This is a genomic window from Caulobacter sp. 17J80-11 (genome assembly GCF_014349105.1).
In the GTDB taxonomy this organism is placed as follows: Bacteria; Pseudomonadota; Alphaproteobacteria; order Caulobacterales; family Caulobacteraceae; genus 17J80-11.
Genome location: NZ_JACSJI010000029.1, coordinates 1 through 16213 on the forward strand (window position 1 = coordinate 1; position 16213 = coordinate 16213).

The window sequence follows — 16213 nt, forward strand, 5'->3', positions numbered from 1 at the left end:
GAGCCGGAGCCGCGGCGGCCGGAGCGGCGGCGGCGGCGCCCGCGCCGGCGGCGACCTTGCCGATCACCTGGCCCGGCGTGACGGTCGCGCCTTCCGGGGCGCTGATCTCGGCCAGCACGCCGTCGGCCGGCGCGGCCACTTCCACGGCGACCTTGTCGGTCTCGATCTCGACCAGGACTTCGTCCTTTTTCACCGCGTCGCCGGCCTTCTTGGACCAGCGGCCGATGGAGCCCTCGGCGACGGACTCGCCCATCACCGGCACCTTGATCTCGACGACCGAACCGCCCGAGGCGGCCGGAGCCGGCGCGGCGGCGGGAGCCGCAGCAGCGGCCGGGGCGGCCTTGGCGCCGGCGGCGCCTTCGGTCACGCGGCCCAGCACCGTGCCCGGGACGACGTTGGCGCCTTCCGGGGTCAGGATCTCGGCCAGCACGCCGTCGGCGGGCGCGGCGACTTCGAGCGAGACCTTGTCGGTCTCCAGCTCGACCAGCACCTCGTCCTTCTTCACCGCGTCGCCCGGCTTCTTGGTCCAGCGGGCGATGGTCGCCTCCGTGACGGACTCGCCGAGCGCGGGGGTGAGGATGTCGGCCATTTTCAATCAGGCTCCGGGGAGGAAAAGTCGCGAAGGCTTCTTAAACCCGACGCCCGCGCCCAGCAAAGGGCGCGAGCATCTCAAGGTCAGGCGAAGGCCTCGTTGAGGAAGGTTTCGAGTTCTTTGAGGTGACGGCTCATCAGGCCGGCGGCGGTGGCCGCCGAGGCCGGGCGGCCGACGTAGCGGGCGCGCTTGGACTTCACGCTCATGCGCTCCAGGGTCAGCTCCAGCCACGGGTCGACGAAGGTCCAGCCGCCCATGTTCTTCGGCTCTTCCTGGCACCAGACCAGTTCGGCGTTCTTGAAGCGGCCCAGCTCGGTCATCAGCGACTTCATCGGCCACGGATAGAACTGCTCGAGACGCATCAGGTAGACGTCGTTGATCCCGCGCTTCTCCCGGTCCTCCAGCAGGTCGTAATAGACCTTGCCGGAGCACAGGACGACGCGGCGGATCTTGTCGTCGCCGACCAGCTTGACGCCGGCGACGTCCGGACGGGTCTGGGCGTCGTCGTGCAGCACGCGGTGGAAGGACGAGCCCTCCGCCATGTCGGCCAGGGTCGAGACCGCCTTCTTGTGACGCAGCAGCGACTTCGGCGTCATGATCACCAGCGGCTTGCGGAACGGCCGGTGGATCTGGCGGCGCAGGATGTGGAAGTAGTTCGCCGGCGTCGTGCAGTTGGCGACCTGCATATTGTCCTCGGCGCAGGACTGCAGGAAGCGCTCCAGGCGAGCGGAGGAGTGCTCCGGCCCCTGGCCCTCGTAGCCGTGCGGCAGCAGCATGGTCAGGCCGGACATGCGCAGCCACTTGCGTTCGCCCGACGAGATGAACTGGTCGATCACCACCTGGGCGCCGTTCACGAAGTCGCCGAACTGGCCTTCCCACAGCACCAGGGTGTTCGGGTCGGCCAGCGAGTAGCCGTACTCGAAGCCCAGCACCGCCTCCTCCGAGAGGGCCGAGTCGATGACCTCGTAGACGGCCTGGCCGGGACGGATGTTGTTGAGCGGGATGTACCGCTCTTCGGTGGTCTGATCGATGATGCCCGAGTGGCGCTGGCTGAAGGTGCCGCGCACGCTGTCCTGACCGGACAGGCGAACCGGGAAGCCTTCGTCGACCAGGGTGCCGAAGGCCAGGTGCTCGGCCAGCGCCCAGTCGACGTCCTTGCCGGACTGGATCGCCTCGGCGCGGTTGTCGATCACCCGCTTCAGCGTGCGGTGGATGTTCACGCTGGCCGGGATGGTGGTCAGCTTGGTCCCGATGTCCTTCAGGCGCGCCATCGGCACGGCGGTCTCGCCGCGACGCTCGTCGCTCTCGGGCAGGCCCAGGCCCTTCCACTGGCCGTCCAGCCAGTCGGCCTTGCTGGCCTTGAAGGTCTTGCCGGCCGTCATTTCCGCGTCGAGGAAGGTCTCGAACTCGGTCACCCAGGCGTCGACTTCGGCCTGCGTGACCACGCCTTCGCCGACCAGGCGCTTGGCGTAGATCTCGCGGGTCGACGGCTGGTCCTTGATGCGGGCGTACATCAGGGGCTGGGTGAAGGTCGGGTCGTCGCCTTCGTTGTGGCCGAAGCGGCGGTAGCAGAACATGTCCACCACCACGTCCTTGGCGAACTGCTGGCGGAACTCGGTGGCCACCTTGGCGGCGAACACCACCGCTTCCGGATCGTCGCCGTTCACGTGGAAGATCGGCGCGGCGACCATCAGGGCCACGTCCGACGGATACGGCGAGGAGCGCGAGTTGCGCGGGCTGGTGGTGAAGCCGATCTGGTTGTTGATGACGAAGTGCAGGGTGCCGCCGGTGCGGTAGCCCTTCAGGCCCATCAGGGCGAAGCACTCGGCCACCACGCCCTGGCCGGCGAAGGCGGCGTCGCCATGGATCAGCAGCGGCACGACCTTCGAGCGGTCCGGCGTGTCGTTCGGGCCGTAGACCACGCCCGATTCACGGATGTCGAACTGCTGCTTGGCGCGCGACTTGCCCAGCACCACCGGATTGACGATCTCGAGGTGCGAGGGGTTGGCGGTCAGCGACAGGTGCACGGACTTGCCGTCGAACTTGCGGTCCGACGAGGCGCCCATGTGGTACTTCACGTCGCCCGAGCCCTCGATGTCCGAAGGCACCGAGCTGCCGCCCTGGAACTCGTGGAAGATGGTGCGGTAGGGCTTGCCCATCACCGCCGCCAGCATGTTCAGGCGGCCGCGGTGGGCCATGCCCAGCACGATCTCGTCGACGCCGAGCGCGCCGCCGCGCTTGATCACCTGCTCCATGGCCGGGACCATGGCTTCGCCGCCGTCCAGGCCGAAGCGCTTGGTGCCGGGGAAGCGCTTGTGCAGGAAGCGCTCGAAGGTTTCGGCCTCGATCAGCTTCTTGAGGATGGCGACCTTGCCTTCCTTGGTGAAGGTGATCTCCTTGTCGCGGCCCTCGATGCGCTCCTGGATCCAGGCCTTCTCGGCCGGATCGGGGATGTGCATGAACTGCACGCCCAGGTGGCCGCAGTAGGTCCGGCGCAGGATGGCCAGGATCTCGCGCAGCGTGCCGGTCTCCATGCCCAGCACGCCGTCCAGGTAAATCGAACGGTCGAGGTCGGCGTCGGAGAAGCCGTAGAAGGCCGGGTCCAGCTCCGGGTTGGAGGCCGGCTGCTCGATGTTCAGCGGGTCCAGTTGGGCGGCGAAGTGGCCGCGGGTGCGGAAGGCGCGGATCAGCATCAGCGCGCGCACGCTGTCGCGGGCGGCGGCCTGCACGTCGCCCGCGCTGGCGGCGGCGACCCCGGCCGGCTTCTTCTCGGCGATGCCCTTGGCGGCCTTGGCTTCCACCGCCGGCCACAGGCCGTCCAGGGCGGACAGGGTCTCGGTGCGGGCGATGGCGACCTCGCGGCCCCAGGCGCCGGCGGCGGCCGACTGCTTCACCGCTTCAGGATTGTCGCGCAGCTGGTCGAAGAACGCGCGCCAGGCCGGCGCCACCGAGCCGGGGTCTTTCGCCCACTGCTCGTGCAGATCTTCGATGTATGCGGCGTTGCCCCCGTACAGGAACGAGGTTTCCGCGAAAACTTGATTGAGCCGACCGGAGTCGTCCGCCATGACCCTTGACCTTCACGCCGCGCCGCTCGGCGTCTAACCGCCGAGCGTCAACATAGTGTGTTCGGGGCGGCGAAGCGACGGCGGCTTTGAGGCCTTGGTCTGACTCCACGCGTCCCCGCGATGGCGGGGACCCAGAGCATCGGCGGATCCGGAGATCCGCCGTCGTCCTTCCGCAGCTCTCCTCCGAGCGGTCCGCTCTGGGTCCCCGCAAGGCGGGGACGCCCGGAGGAGGCGCGGGCTTCCGACCCGAGAGCCGGCGCCCGCGCTCCGCGGATCAGCCTTTCAGCACCGACATCAGGGTCTCGCCCAGCGCCGCCGGCGACGGAGAGACTTTGATGCCCGCGGCTTCCATCGCCGCGATCTTGTCCTCGGCGCCGCCCTTGCCGCCGGCGATGATCGCGCCGGCGTGGCCCATGCGGCGGCCCGGAGGGGCGGTGCGGCCGGCGATGAAGCCGACGGTCGGCTTCCACCGGCCCTTCTTCTTCTCGTCGGCCAGGAACTGGGCGGCTTCCTCTTCAGCCGAGCCGCCGATCTCGCCGATCATGATGATCGACTTGGTCTCGGGGTCGGCCAGGAACATCTCCAGCACGTCGATGAACTCGGTGCCCTTGACCGGGTCGCCGCCGATGCCGACCGCGGTGGTCTGGCCAAGGCCCGCGTTCGAGGTCTGGAACACGGCTTCATAGGTCAGGGTGCCGGAGCGCGACACGACGCCGACCGAGCCCTTCTTGAAGATGTTGCCCGGCATGATGCCGATCTTGCACTCGCCCGGCGTCAGCACGCCCGGGCAGTTCGGACCGATCAGGCGCGACTTGGAGCCGGCCAGCGAGCGCTTCACGCGGACCATGTCCATCACCGGGATGCCCTCGGTGATGCAGACGATCAGCGGGATCTCGGCGTCGATCGCTTCGCAGATCGAGTCGGCGGCGAACGGCGGCGGGACGTAGATGGCGGTCGCGTCCGCGCCGGTGGCCGCGCGGGCCTCGGCGACGGTGTCGAACACCGGCAGGCCCAGGTGCGACTGGCCGCCTTTGCCGGGGGTCACGCCGCCGACCATCTTGGTGCCGTAGGCGATGGCCTGCTCGGTGTGGAAGGTGCCCTGGCTGCCGGTGATGCCCTGGCAGATGACCTTGGTGTCTTTGGTGACGAGGACGGACATGGGTTACGCAGCCCCCTTCACGGCGGTAACGATCTTCTGAGCGGCGTCGGCCAGGTCGTCGGCCGGGATCACGTTGAGGCCGCTGTCGCGGATGATCTGCTTGCCGAGGTCGACGTTGGTGCCTTCCAGGCGAACCACCAGCGGCACCTTCAGGCCGACGTCCTTCACCGCCGCGATCACGCCTTCGGCGATGATGTCGCAACGCATGATGCCGCCGAAGATGTTGACCAGGATGCCCTTCACGGCCGGATCGGCGGTGATGATCTTGAAGGCCGCGGTGACCTTCTCCTTCGAGGCGCCGCCGCCGACGTCCAGGAAGTTGGCCGGCTCGGCGCCGTACAGCTTGATGATGTCCATGGTCGCCATGGCCAGGCCGGCGCCGTTGACCATGCAGCCGATGTCGCCGTCCAGCGCGATGTACGACAGGTCGTACTTCGAGGCCTCGATCTCCTTCTCGTCCTCTTCCGAGAGGTCGCGAAGGGCGAGAATGTCCGGGTGGCGGTACAGGGCGTTGGAATCGAAGCTGACTTTGGCGTCGAGCACGCGCAGCTGGTCCTCCGCCGTGACGATCAGCGGGTTGATCTCCAGCATGCTCATGTCTTTGGCGTTGAACGCCGTGTAGAGCTGGGCCAGCAGGGTCGCGCCCTGCTTGGCCAGTTCGCCCTTCAGGTTCAGGGCCTTCGCCAGCGCGCGGCTGTGGTGCGGCATGACGCCGGTGGCCGGGTCGATCGAGAAGGTGACGATCTTTTCCGGGGTCGCGTGGGCGACCTCTTCGATGTCCATGCCGCCTTCGGTCGAGGCGACGACGGCCACGCGCGAGGTTTCACGGTCGACCAGCAGGCTGAGGTACAGCTCGCGGGCGATGTTGGCGCCTTCCTCGATGTAGAGGCGGTTCACCTGCTTGCCCTTGGGGCCGGTCTGGTGGGTGACGAGGACGCGGCCGAGCATTTCCTCGGCGCTGGCCTTCACGTCGTCGACCGACTTGACGACCCGCACGCCGCCCTTGGCGTCGGGCTTCAGGCCCACGAACTTGCCCTTGCCGCGCCCGCCGGCGTGGATCTGGGACTTCACGACGAACACCTTGGTGTCGCCCTTGAGGTTCTTGGCGGCCTCGACGGCCTCCTTGACGGAGAAGGCCGGGTAGCCGTGCGGAACGGCGACGCCGAACTCAGCGAGGACGGCTTTGGCTTGATGCTCGTGGATGTTCATGGGAGCCCGTGGGTACCGGTCGGGGAGGCGCGACAAGGGCCGGACCTGGGCGGCCCGGCCCCGACGCGGGGGCGGTTATAGAGAGGCGACTTCGCAGGTGCAACCGCGAGAGGCCCCAGCTTGACAAGAACGACGGCCGCGCTCCCGAAGCGGGAGCGCGGGGGCTCACTCGACCCAGTCTTTCTTCAGCGTCCGCGAGGCGGCGATCAGCAGCATGGACGACAGCAGGTAGAAGCCCATGCCGGTGTAGATAGACCAGCGCAGGGACTCCTCGCCGAACCACGGCCGCAGCAGGTCGGACATCCAGCCGAAGTAGTAGATGCCCACGGCGATGCCGAGCAGGTTGTTGATCAGCAGGAACAGCGACGAGGCCGTCGTGCGCATCGGCGCGGGCACCAGGTGCTGGACCGCGGCGGTGATCGGGCCCAGCCACACCAGGTTCAGGCCGGTCGGGATCAGGAATATGGCGAAGGCCAGCGCCAGGGCCTGCCAGCTGTCGCCGCTGACGCCTGGAATGACCTGGCCGATCAGCCAGCCCGAGTTCATGGCCAGCACGAAGCACGGCACCGAGATCAGGAAGGCGATCGCCGGGACCAGCGGATAAGCCCCGCGGCTCTTGGCGCCGAAGCGGTCGGCCAGCGAGCCGCCCTGCCAGATACCGATCACGCCGCCGATCAGGGCGATGCCGGCGTAGTACCAGGCGGTCTGCGACAGGGTCAGGCCGAAGCTGCGCATGAAGAACGAGGGCAGCCACAGGGCCACGCCGTAGCCGCACACCGACGAGGCGGCGGCGCCGAACGACAGCAGCCAGAAGCTGGGCTTGCGGAACAGGGTCTCGCGCACGTCGCGGAAGGCGGGAGCCTTGGGCTTTTCCCCGTCCGTCGGTTGGGCCGGCGCGTCCAGCCCGCCGCGTTTGGGATCGCGCACGGTCAGGCGCAGCAGGGGGGCGACCAGCACGCCCAGCAGGCCCACGGTGATGAAGGCGGTGCGCCAGCCGTACTGGGCGGCCAGCAGGCCGCCGACCAGGGTGCCGGCGGCGGTGCCCAGCGGAATGCCGAAGGCGTAGCCGGCCAGGGCGCGGGCCCGCTGCGACTTCGGGAAATAGTCGGAGATCAGCGAATAGGACGGGGCCACGCCGCCGGCCTCGCCGACGCCCACGCCCATGCGGCACAGGAACAGCTGGGCGAAGCTGCCGGCGAAGCCGCAGGCGGCGGTGAAGCCGCTCCACATGGCCAGCGCCACGGTCATGATCCACACCCGGCTGATCCGGTCGGCCAGCCAGGCCAGCGGAATGGCGAGGGTCGAGTACAGCAGGGCGAAGGCCAGGCCGCCCAGCAGACCGAACTGGGCGTCGCTCAGGCCGAACTCCTGCTTCAGTGGGGTGGCCAGGATGCCGACGATCTGCCGGTCGAGGAAGTTGAGGGTGTAGACCGTGATCAGGACGAACAGCACCCACAGGCGGTAGCCCTGGCTGGGCGCGGCGTCGGCCTTCTCGACGGCGGTGACGGAGCCGGTCTGGACGGCGTCGGACATGGTGGCTCCCCCCGGAGCGGAACGCACAAAAGAAAACGGCGGCGGCTCTCTCGAACCGCCGCCGTCATTGTTAGCCGAACCGGATCAGAACTTCACTTCGAAGGTCGCCGTGACCGTCCGCGGCGCTCCGTAGTAGCCGATGATCGAATTGCCGAAGAGCGCGCCCGGGAAGTTGTAGCCGCCCACGCGATACTGCTCGTCGGACAGGTTCTTGCCGTGCAGGCCCAGGCGGTACTTGTCGCTTTCCGACGTCCACACCAGGCTGGCGTCGTAGAGCCAGTACGAACCCTGGTCGAGGATCGGGTTCGCGAGCTCGAACATCTGGGAAGCGCCGCGGTAGGCTGCCGACGGGGTGAAGGTGATCGTGCCGTGACCGTCGCCGAGCTCACGCTGGTAGGCGAGGTTGAACGCGCCGGTCCATTCCGGAGTGTTCTGGATGTCGCGGCTGTCGGAGACGTCGACCACGCAACCCGGCAGCGACGGGCAGGTCGAGTTCAGCGGACCGGTCGGGATGTAGGACCGGAACTCGTCGAAGCCGGCGTCGATGTAGCTGAGCATCAGGTTGGCCGTCAGGCCGTCCATCAGTTGCGCCGAGCCTTCGAATTCCCAGCCCTGGATGGTGGCGGCGCCGGCGTTGTCGACCACGCTGGCGATCGCAAGACCCACCGGGTACTGGGTGGTGATCTGCGTGTCCTTGTAGTCGGACTTGAACAGCGCCGTGGCGAAGTTCACCCGGTTGTCGAACAGCGAGCCCTTCAGGCCGACCTCGTAGGTGTCGACCGTCTCGGGTTTGAAGCCGTTGACCGTGGCCGCGTAGACGTAGGCGTCGCCGCGCATGTCGAAGCCGCCGGACTTGAAGCCCTGCGAATAGGACGCGTAGCCGGTCACCAGCGGGGTGAAGTCGTAGCTGATGCTGACGCGCGGGGTGAAGTCCTCGAAGTCGAGTTCGCGGCCGGCGTACAGGGCCGGATTGGTGCGCAGCAGGCCGGGGATGGCGGCCGAGTTACCGAACAGCGGGCTGCGGATGCCCGTGAAATTCTGACGGTAGACGTACCCTTCCTTGGTGTCCTGGGTCCAGCGCCCCCCCAGCGACACCGACAGCTTGTCGGTCAGGTCGAAGCTGAAATCGCCGAAGGCGGCGAGCGAACGGGTGTCGACCTCACCGGCGGTGGCGATGGTCAGGTTCGCCAGGCCCAGGACCGTGTCGAAGGCGCCCGAGGCGGTGCCGTTCAGGTAGAACAGGCCCAAGACGCCTTGCGCGCGCTCGCCCTGGTACAGGACCTGCAGTTCCTGGGTGAACTGGTGGTCGCGGTAACGGGCCGGAATGTCCAGGGTCGGCGACGCAGTGTTGTCGAAGTCGATCGTGCCGTCGGTCTGACCGGCGCGATAGGCGGTGATCGACTTCAGCGTCACCTTGTCGTTGACCTGCCACTCGCCGAGCAGCGACAGGCCGCGGTTCTCGACCCGGTTGTCGTCACCGGAGCCGGCGTAGGTGTCGTAGACGTCCGACGGGCTCGGGGCCAGCAGGCGATGGCCGTGGCGCGGGTTGGAGTCGTCGCGGGTGATGTCGCCCGACAGGCGGAAGAACAGGTCGTCGTTCGGCGTGAACTCGATGGTGGCGCGCGCCGCGGTCACGTCCTTGTTGTAGTGCTCGGCGCCGGTGTTGAGGTTCTTGCCGTAGCCGTCGCGGGTGTAGCGGGCCACCGCGCCGCTGATCCCGATCTCGTCGCTGAGCCGCGCCTCGCCCGACGCGATCAGGTCGATCTGGTTATAGGAGCCGTAGGCGCCCTTCAGCTTCAGCTCGGCGTCCGGACCGATCTTATCGGTGACGTACTTGACCGCGCCGCCGATGGTGTTGCGGCCGTACAGCGTGCCCTGCGGCCCCCGCAGCACTTCGATGCGCTGGATGTCGAAGATGTCCAGCACCGCGCCCTGCGGGCGGGCGATGTAGACGTCGTCGACGTACAGGCCCACGCCCGGCTCGAAGCCCCACAGCGGGTCCTGCTGGCCGACGCCGCGGATGAAGGCGATCAGGGTGGAGTTCGACCCGCGCGCCGGCTGCATGGTCATGCTCGGCGTGGTCTTGGTCAGATCGGTGATGTCGCGAGCGCCGGTCAGGTCCAGCTTCTCGGCCGAGTAGGGCGTCACCGCGACCGGCACGTCCTTCAGGGTTTCTTCGCGACGACGGGCGGTGACGATGACCTCGTCCACCGCGCTGGTGTCGTCGCTCGGCGCTGCGTCCTGAGCGAACGCAGGAGCAGCGAGCACGCCGTAGGCCACGCCAGCCAGCAGCGTGGCTTTCCACAAAGCTTTCATTTGTTCCCTCCCCCGACCGCTCTTTTATTCAGCGATCAATGATTTCCGCGTACGGTGAAGCTAGGGAAGGCGGTTTGTCAAACCCTTGTTCATCGACAGATGAATTTCGAATGCAGGTGTGGCAGGCCGATCATCGCCCCCGCCGGCGATCCGCGTTAGAAGGCGCGCCATGTCCGAGACCGTCGTCACGCTGAAAACGGCCGCAAAGGCCCCCGCCCGCCGGGGCCGCCCGCCCAAGGCGGCGGCGGCCGAGCGTCCCGCCGAGACCAGCGAGCTGATCCTGGACGCGGCCGAGGACCTGTTCTCCAAGCACGGCTTCTACGGCGTCACCATCCGGGAGGTGGCGCGCGAGGCCGGCGTCGACACCGCCCTGCTGCATTACTACTTCGGCACCAAGCGCGGCCTGTTCGACGCGGTTTTCCTGCGCCGGGCCGAGGTGATGAACGGCGACCGCATGCGGGCGATGAACGCCTACGCCGCTGCGGCCGTGGCGGCCGGCGAGCCGCTGACCCCGGAGGGCGTGATCGAGGCCTTCGTCAAGCCGGTGTTCGAGCTGTCGGCCAAGGGCGGACCGGGCTGGAAGCACTATTGCGCCCTGGTCTCGCAGACCAACGCCAACCCGCTCTGGGGCGGCGAGGCCATGACCCGCTATTTCGACCCGGTGGTCTACCGTCTGATCGAACTGGTGCGGCAGGCCTTGCCGGAAGCCGAGCCGGCCGACCTGTTCTGGGCCTACCACAACCTGTCCGGCGCCCTGACCCTGTCCATGGGCGAGACCGGGCGCCTGGACCGCCTGTCCGGCGGCCTGTGCCGGTCCGGCGACCTGGACTCGGTGCTCAGCTACATGGTCCGCTTCGCCGGCGCGGGCTTCCGGGCGGTGTGCGCGAAGCCGTAAGGCCGAACGAGGGGCGTCACGCTGACACCCCTCGCACTCGCGCTTAGTGCGCCTCGTCCCAGGTGGCCGCGGCGCGGGCGTCGACGACCAGCGGCACCGACAGCGACACGGCCGGCTCGGCCGCGCCCTGCATGACCTGACGGATCACCGCGATCGCCTTTTCGGCTTCCGCCTCGGGCGCCTCGAACACCAGTTCGTCGTGCACCTGCAGCAGCATGCGCGTCTTCAGCCCGGCCTCGGCCAGGGCTTGGGGCATGCGGACCATGGCGCGGCGGATGATGTCGGCGGCGGTGCCCTGGATCGGCGCGTTCACCGCGGCCCGCTCGGCGAACTGGCGCTGGCCGACCGACTTGGCGCGGATGTCGGGGATGTGGACCTTGCGGCCGAACAGGGTGGTGACGAAGCCGTGCTCGCGGATCTCGGCCTTGCGCTCGTCCATGTAGGCGCGGATGCCCGGGAAGCGCTCGAAGTAGGTCTTGATGTAGTCGCCGGCCTCGCCCTGCGGGATGCCCAGCTGGTTAGCCAGGCCGAAGGCCGAGATGCCGTAGACGATGCCGAAGTTGATCGCCTTGGCGCGCCGGCGGGTCTCGGCCGGCATGCCCTCGACCGGCACCCCGAACATCTCCGAGGCGGTGGACGCGTGAATGTCCACGCCGGCGGCGAAGGCGCGCTTCAGCTGCGGGATGTCGCCGATGTGGGCCAGCAGGCGCAGCTCGATCTGGCTGTAGTCGGCGCTGATCAGCACGTGGCCCGGCTCGGCCACGAAGGCGGCGCGGATCTTGCGCCCGATCTCGTTGCGGACCGGGATGTTCTGCAGGTTCGGGTCGGAGGACGACAGACGCCCGGTCGTGGTCGACGCCAGCGCATAGCTGGTGTGCACCCGCGAGGTGTCCGGATCGGCCGCCTGGCCCAGCGCGTCCGTGTAGGTGCCCTTCAGCTTCGACAGCTGGCGCCAGTCCAGCAGGATGCGCGGCAGGTCGTGGCTGAGCGCCAGCTCCTCCAGGATCGAGGCGTCGGTGCCCCAGGCGCCGGTGGCGGTCTTCTTGCCGCCGGGCAGTCCCAGCTCGCCGAACAGGATGTCGCCGATCTGCTTGGGGCTGCCCAGGTTGAACGGCCGGCCGGCCAGCTTGTGGGCCTCGATCTCCAGCTCGCCCATGCGTTGGCCGAAGTCGTTGGAGAGCAGGCGCAGGCGCTCGCGGTCGAGCTTGACCCCGGCGCGCTCCATTTCCGACAGCACCGCCGGCATCGGCCGTTCCAGGGTCTCGTAGACCGTGGTCAGGCCCTCGCGCTGCAGCCGGGGCTTCAGCACCCGCCACAGACGCAGGGTGACGTCGGCGTCCTCGGCCGCGTAGCAGGTCGCCGGCTTCAGCTCGACGTGCTTGAAGCTCTTCTTGCCGGCGACCGTCTTGAACTCGATCGGCTTGTGGCCCAGCCACAGCTCCGACAGCTCGTCCATGCCGTGGCCGTGCAGGCCGCCCTCCAGCACGTAGGAGATCAGCATGGTGTCTTCGACCGGGGCGACGTCGACGCCATAGCGGGCCATCACCGTCAGGTCGTACTTGATGTTCTGGCCGACCTTCAGCACCGCCGGGCTCTCCAGCAGCGGCTTCAGGCGGGCCATGGCCGCGTCATAGTCGATCTGCTCGAGCTTGATGCCCATCAGGTCCAGGCCGTCCTCGGCGCAGTGGCCGAGCGGCACGTAACAGGCCTGGTTCGGGCCGACCGCCAGGGACAGGCCGCAGAGGTTGGCGTGGGTCGCCGACAGCGCGTCGGTCTCGGTGTCGAAGCCGACCACCCCGGCCTCGAAGGCCCGCGCGATCCAGCGGTCCAGCGCCTCGAGCGACTGGACGCATTCGTATTGACTGACGTCGAACGCCTGCGGCTGGGCCGGCGCGGCCGGCGCCTCGGCGCGCGCCGCGATCGGGGCCTTGGCCACTGGCGCGCCGAAGGCCGGCGCGCCCGGCTGAGGCGTCGCCTTGCCGTCCCCGACCCGGCGGGCCAGGGTGCGGAACTCCATATGCTCCAGGAAGGCCGACAGCACGGCCGGGTCCGGATCGCGCACGCCCAGCTCGCTGATCGGCGCGGGCACCGGCGCGTCGCAGGTCAGCTTCACCAGTTCGCGCGACAGGCGGATCTGGTCGGCGAAGGTCTCAAGGGTCTCGCGCCGCTTCGGCTGTTTGATCTGGGCGGTGGAGGCCAGCAGGGTGTCGAGGTCGCCGAAATCGGCCAGCAGCTGGGCGGCGGTCTTCACCCCGATGCCGGGGGCGCCGGGCACGTTGTCGACGCTGTCGCCGACCAGGGCCTGCAGGTCGACCATCTTCTCCGGCGGCACGCCGAACTTCTCGATCACCTGCTCGCGCTGGATCAGCACGTTCTTGACCGGATCCATCAGCGACACCTTGGGCGTCACCAGCTGCATCAGGTCCTTGTCGGATGAGATGATCACCGCCTCGCCGCCCATGGCCTCGACCTGGCAGGCGTAGGTGGCGATCAGGTCGTCGGCCTCGTAGCCGCCCAGCTCCAGCGCCGGCAGGCCGAAGGCCCGCGTCGCTTCGCGCACCAGGGCGAACTGCGGGATCAGGTCCTCGGGCGGCGGCGGCCGGTGGGCCTTGTACTGATCGTACAGCTCGTTGCGGAAGGTCTTCTCCGAGGCGTCGAAGATCACCGCCAGGTGGGTCGGCGCCTCGCCGTTCTGCGTCTCGCGGATCAGTTTCCACAGCATGTTGCAGAAGCCGGCCACCGCGCCGACCGGCATGCCGTCCGTCTTGCGGGTCAGCGGCGGCAGGGCGTGGTAGGCGCGGAAAATGTAGCCGGAGCCGTCGACCAGGAAGAGGCGGACCTTGGGTCCGTCCTGGGTCAGGTCGCGCGCGGCGGGGGCCGTGTCGACGGCGTCGGGCGAGAGCGTATCGGTCATGGCGGGCAACATAAGGAGCGTCGCGCGGATCGTCACCGCGTCTCGTTCGCCCACCGACGTTGCGGCCGCGTCGCGCTGCGACCATTTTAGCCGGCAATCGTTTAAGCCTCGCGGGGGCCGCCCGGCCCTACGCGCATCCCACAGGATCACCCATGCACGGAGACACCGCGCTCGCCTCGCCCGCCGACCTGATCAAGGAAGGCTCCGACGCGACCTTCATGGCCGACGTCGTCGAGGAATCGCGCAAGCAGCCGGTGATCGTCGACTTCTGGGCCACCTGGTGCGGCCCCTGCCGGCAACTGACCCCGGCGCTGGAAAAGGCGGTGCTGGCCGCCGGCGGCGCGGTGAAGCTGGTCAAGATCGACGTCGACCGCAATCCGCGCGTGGCCGGCCAGCTGCGCGTGCAGTCGATCCCGACCGTCTACGGCTTCGTCAACGGCCAGCCGATGGACGGCTTCATGGGCGCGGTGCCCGAGAGCGAGATCAAACGCTTCATCGAGCGGCTGACCGGCACGCCGGGCGACAAGGCCGAGATCGAAGAGCTGCTGTCGCAGGCGGCCGAGTCGCTGAATCTCGGCGACCTCGGCGGCGCGGCCCAGGGCTTCGCCCAGGTGCTGCAGATGGATCCGCAGAACGCCAAGGCGATCGCCGGCTACGCCCGTGTCGCCCTGGCCAGCGGCGAGCCGGACCAGGCCGCCCAGATCCTCGACATGGCCCCGCCCGAGGCCAAGAACGACCCGGACATCGCCGGCGTGCGCGCCGCCTTGGAGCTGGCTTCGGGGTCGTCGGAGACCGCCGAGTTCGAGCGCGCCCTGCAGGCGAACCCTGCCGACCACCAAGCCCGCTTCGACCTGGCCAACGCCCTGGCCGGCCAGGGGCGCCTCGAGGACGCCGTCGACCAGTTGATGAAGATCATGGAGGCCGACCGCGAGTGGAACGATCAGGCGGCGCGCATGCAGCTGCTGAAGATCTTCGACGCCGCCGGCCCGACCTCGGAGGTGGCCAAGAACGGCCGTCGCCGCCTGTCCTCGTTGCTGTTCAGCTAGGAGCCGACATGCCGCAGGGTTACGTCAAGGTCACCGACCTGCCCCAGGTCATTCCGGTGTTCCCCCTCGACGGAGCCCTGCTCCTGCCGCGCGGCCAGCTGCCGCTGAACATCTTCGAGCCGCGCTATCTGAACATGGTCGACGACGCCATGGCCGGCGAGCGGGTGATCGGCATGATCCAGACCGTCGGCGGCCAGCGGGCCCGCCCGGACCTGGCCAACATCGGCTGCATCGGCCGGGTGACCGCCTACTCGGAGACCTCCGACGGCCGCTATCTGGTCACCCTGACCGGGGTCGCCCGGTTCCGGGTGATCGCCGAGCTGCCGGTGCAGACGCCCTACCGCCAGGTCCAGGTCGACTACGAGCCCTTCCACGAGGACCTGAAGCCCTCGCCGGAGGACTTCGCCTTCGACCGCGAGCATTTCCTCGAAGCGCTCAAGGCCTACCTGGCGCGACGCGCGCTGGACGTCGACTGGGCCACGGCCGAGGCCGCGCCGGAAGAGGCGCTGGTCAACAGCCTGTCCATGGCCCTGCCCTTCGACCCGGCCGAGAAGCAGGCCCTGCTGGAGGCCGACAGCCTGGTCGACCGCCGCAAGGCGCTGACCGCCCTTCTGCAGATCGACGCCGCCGATCCTTCCGACGGCGCGCCGCCGGCGGTACAATAGGTCCATGAGCGAACACACCGACCCGTTCTCCGCCCCGCCCGGCCCCGATCCGCGCCTGCTGGAAATCCTCGTCTGCCCGGTCACCCACGGGACGCTGGAATACGACCGCGTCCGCGGCGAGCTGATCAGCCGCGGAGCCAAGCTGGCCTATCCGATCCGCGACGGCGTGCCGATCATGCTGCCCGAAGAGGCGCGGAAGCTGGACGAGTGAGCCGCGACGAAGCGCGCGAGCGCGTCGTCGCCAAGCTGCGCGAACTCACCTTCCTGAAGGACAAGCCGATCGCCGACGACACCGAGGTCTACGCCGACCTCGCGATCGACGGCGACGACCTGGAGGACCTGGCCCGCTGGATGGCCCAGGCCTTCGGCGTCGACGTCTCGCGCGCGGAGCTGGGCCGGTTCGCCCCGGAGGCGGGCAAGCCGGCCCTGGGATGGTTCGGTCTGCGGGCCTACAAGAGCCTGACGGTGACGGACCTGCTGGACGCGGTCGAAACCAGGCGCTGGCCCAGCCGCTGAGGCCGGCCCCCGTCGCAGACCCGTCGCTCTTCACCGCAAGCACCTCGCGCGCGGCGGAGAGCGCGCGACCCTGACGGCTTCCGATCAGGGAGGCTGGGCATGCGTGGGAAACATCCGATTCTGGCGGGGCTGCTCGCAGGCGCGCTCGCCCTGCCGCCGGCGGCCTTCGCCCAGGCGGCCAAGCCGATGACGGCCCAGGAGGCGCTGGCGGCCGCGGCGGCGCAGCTCTGCGACCCCAAGTCCCCGGATCAGGCGCGGCGCGACGCGTGCCGCTGGGTCGCGGGCGGCGGCGCGGCGGGGGGC

At 69.0% G+C, this 16213-nt stretch carries 13 protein-coding genes; 6 read left to right on the forward strand and 7 right to left on the reverse strand.

Going from position 1 to position 16213, the window contains the following annotated elements:
• The 6 genes from H8B08_RS18805 to H8B08_RS18830 all read right to left on the reverse strand — a co-directional run.
• On the reverse strand, positions 1–589 hold a 589-nt coding region (locus H8B08_RS18805), incomplete at its 3' end, for a biotin/lipoyl-containing protein (protein ID WP_304516294.1).
• 86 nt (positions 590–675) lie between these two features.
• The gene (locus H8B08_RS18810) at positions 676–3657 is read right to left on the reverse strand and encodes a 2-oxoglutarate dehydrogenase E1 component (protein WP_187451737.1); all 2982 of its coding nucleotides are present in this window, start codon (positions 3655–3657) and stop codon (positions 676–678) included.
• A 274-nt stretch (positions 3658–3931) separates the two neighbouring features.
• On the reverse strand, positions 3932–4816 hold the full coding sequence (sucD, locus tag H8B08_RS18815) for a succinate--CoA ligase subunit alpha (RefSeq protein WP_187451738.1): 885 nt from the start codon (positions 4814–4816) through the stop codon (positions 3932–3934).
• Positions 4817–4819: 3 nt separating this feature from the next.
• Positions 4820–6025, reverse strand: coding sequence for an ADP-forming succinate--CoA ligase subunit beta (sucC, locus tag H8B08_RS18820; protein ID WP_187451739.1), 1206 nt, complete (start codon positions 6023–6025; stop codon positions 4820–4822).
• 165 nt (positions 6026–6190) lie between these two features.
• Positions 6191–7558 (reverse strand): MFS transporter, encoded by a 1368-nt coding sequence (locus tag H8B08_RS18825; protein WP_187451740.1) that lies wholly within the window; start codon positions 7556–7558, stop codon positions 6191–6193.
• An 84-nt stretch (positions 7559–7642) separates the two neighbouring features.
• A complete protein-coding gene (locus tag H8B08_RS18830; protein WP_187451741.1) occupies positions 7643–9874 on the reverse strand; it encodes a TonB-dependent receptor in 2232 nt (743 codons plus the stop codon).
• 169 nt (positions 9875–10043) lie between these two features.
• Between H8B08_RS18830 and H8B08_RS18835 the strand changes: the two genes are divergently transcribed.
• On the forward strand, positions 10044–10769 hold the full coding sequence (locus H8B08_RS18835) for a TetR/AcrR family transcriptional regulator (protein WP_187451742.1): 726 nt from the start codon (positions 10044–10046) through the stop codon (positions 10767–10769).
• Positions 10770–10812: 43 nt separating this feature from the next.
• Here the strand turns inward: H8B08_RS18835 and polA are convergent, their stop codons facing one another.
• On the reverse strand, positions 10813–13683 hold the full coding sequence (gene polA / locus H8B08_RS18840) for a DNA polymerase I (protein WP_255500960.1): 2871 nt from the start codon (positions 13681–13683) through the stop codon (positions 10813–10815).
• Positions 13684–13835: 152 nt separating this feature from the next.
• Between polA and H8B08_RS18845 the strand changes: the two genes are divergently transcribed.
• From H8B08_RS18845 to H8B08_RS18865, 5 genes are all read left to right on the forward strand, one after another.
• On the forward strand, positions 13836–14729 hold the full coding sequence (locus tag H8B08_RS18845; protein WP_187451744.1) for a co-chaperone YbbN: 894 nt from the start codon (positions 13836–13838) through the stop codon (positions 14727–14729).
• Positions 14730–14737: 8 nt separating this feature from the next.
• Positions 14738–15394 (forward strand): LON peptidase substrate-binding domain-containing protein, encoded by a 657-nt coding sequence (locus tag H8B08_RS18850; protein ID WP_187451745.1) that lies wholly within the window; start codon positions 14738–14740, stop codon positions 15392–15394.
• A gap of 4 nt (positions 15395–15398) precedes the next feature.
• Positions 15399–15605 carry a Trm112 family protein gene (locus H8B08_RS18855; protein WP_187451746.1) on the forward strand — a complete coding sequence of 69 codons (207 nt, stop codon included), beginning with the start codon at positions 15399–15401 and terminating at the stop codon, positions 15603–15605.
• Positions 15602–15910 (forward strand): DUF1493 family protein, encoded by a 309-nt coding sequence (locus H8B08_RS18860; protein ID WP_187451747.1) that lies wholly within the window; start codon positions 15602–15604, stop codon positions 15908–15910. The genes H8B08_RS18855 and H8B08_RS18860 overlap by 4 nt, the downstream gene beginning before the upstream one ends.
• Before the next feature lie 99 nt (positions 15911–16009).
• On the forward strand, positions 16010–16213 hold a 204-nt coding region (locus H8B08_RS18865), incomplete at its 3' end, for a hypothetical protein (protein WP_222934590.1).

Excerpts from the sequence above, each read along its gene's own strand:
- H8B08_RS18810 (WP_187451737.1), bottom strand. The coding sequence starts at position 3,657 with ATGGCGGACGACTCCGGTCGGCTCAATCAAGTTTTCGCGGAAACCTCG.
- sucD (WP_187451738.1), bottom strand. The coding sequence starts at position 4,816 with ATGTCCGTCCTCGTCACCAAAGACACCAAGGTCATCTGCCAGGGCATC.
- sucC (WP_187451739.1), bottom strand. The coding sequence starts at position 6,025 with ATGAACATCCACGAGCATCAAGCCAAAGCCGTCCTCGCTGAGTTCGGC.
- H8B08_RS18825 (WP_187451740.1), bottom strand. The coding sequence starts at position 7,558 with ATGTCCGACGCCGTCCAGACCGGCTCCGTCACCGCCGTCGAGAAGGCC.
- H8B08_RS18830 (WP_187451741.1), bottom strand. The coding sequence starts at position 9,874 with ATGAAAGCTTTGTGGAAAGCCACGCTGCTGGCTGGCGTGGCCTACGGC.
- H8B08_RS18835 (WP_187451742.1), top strand. The coding sequence starts at position 10,044 with ATGTCCGAGACCGTCGTCACGCTGAAAACGGCCGCAAAGGCCCCCGCC.
- polA (WP_255500960.1), bottom strand. The coding sequence starts at position 13,683 with ATGACCGATACGCTCTCGCCCGACGCCGTCGACACGGCCCCCGCCGCG.
- H8B08_RS18845 (WP_187451744.1), top strand. The coding sequence starts at position 13,836 with ATGCACGGAGACACCGCGCTCGCCTCGCCCGCCGACCTGATCAAGGAA.
- H8B08_RS18850 (WP_187451745.1), top strand. The coding sequence starts at position 14,738 with ATGCCGCAGGGTTACGTCAAGGTCACCGACCTGCCCCAGGTCATTCCG.
- H8B08_RS18855 (WP_187451746.1), top strand. The coding sequence starts at position 15,399 with ATGAGCGAACACACCGACCCGTTCTCCGCCCCGCCCGGCCCCGATCCG.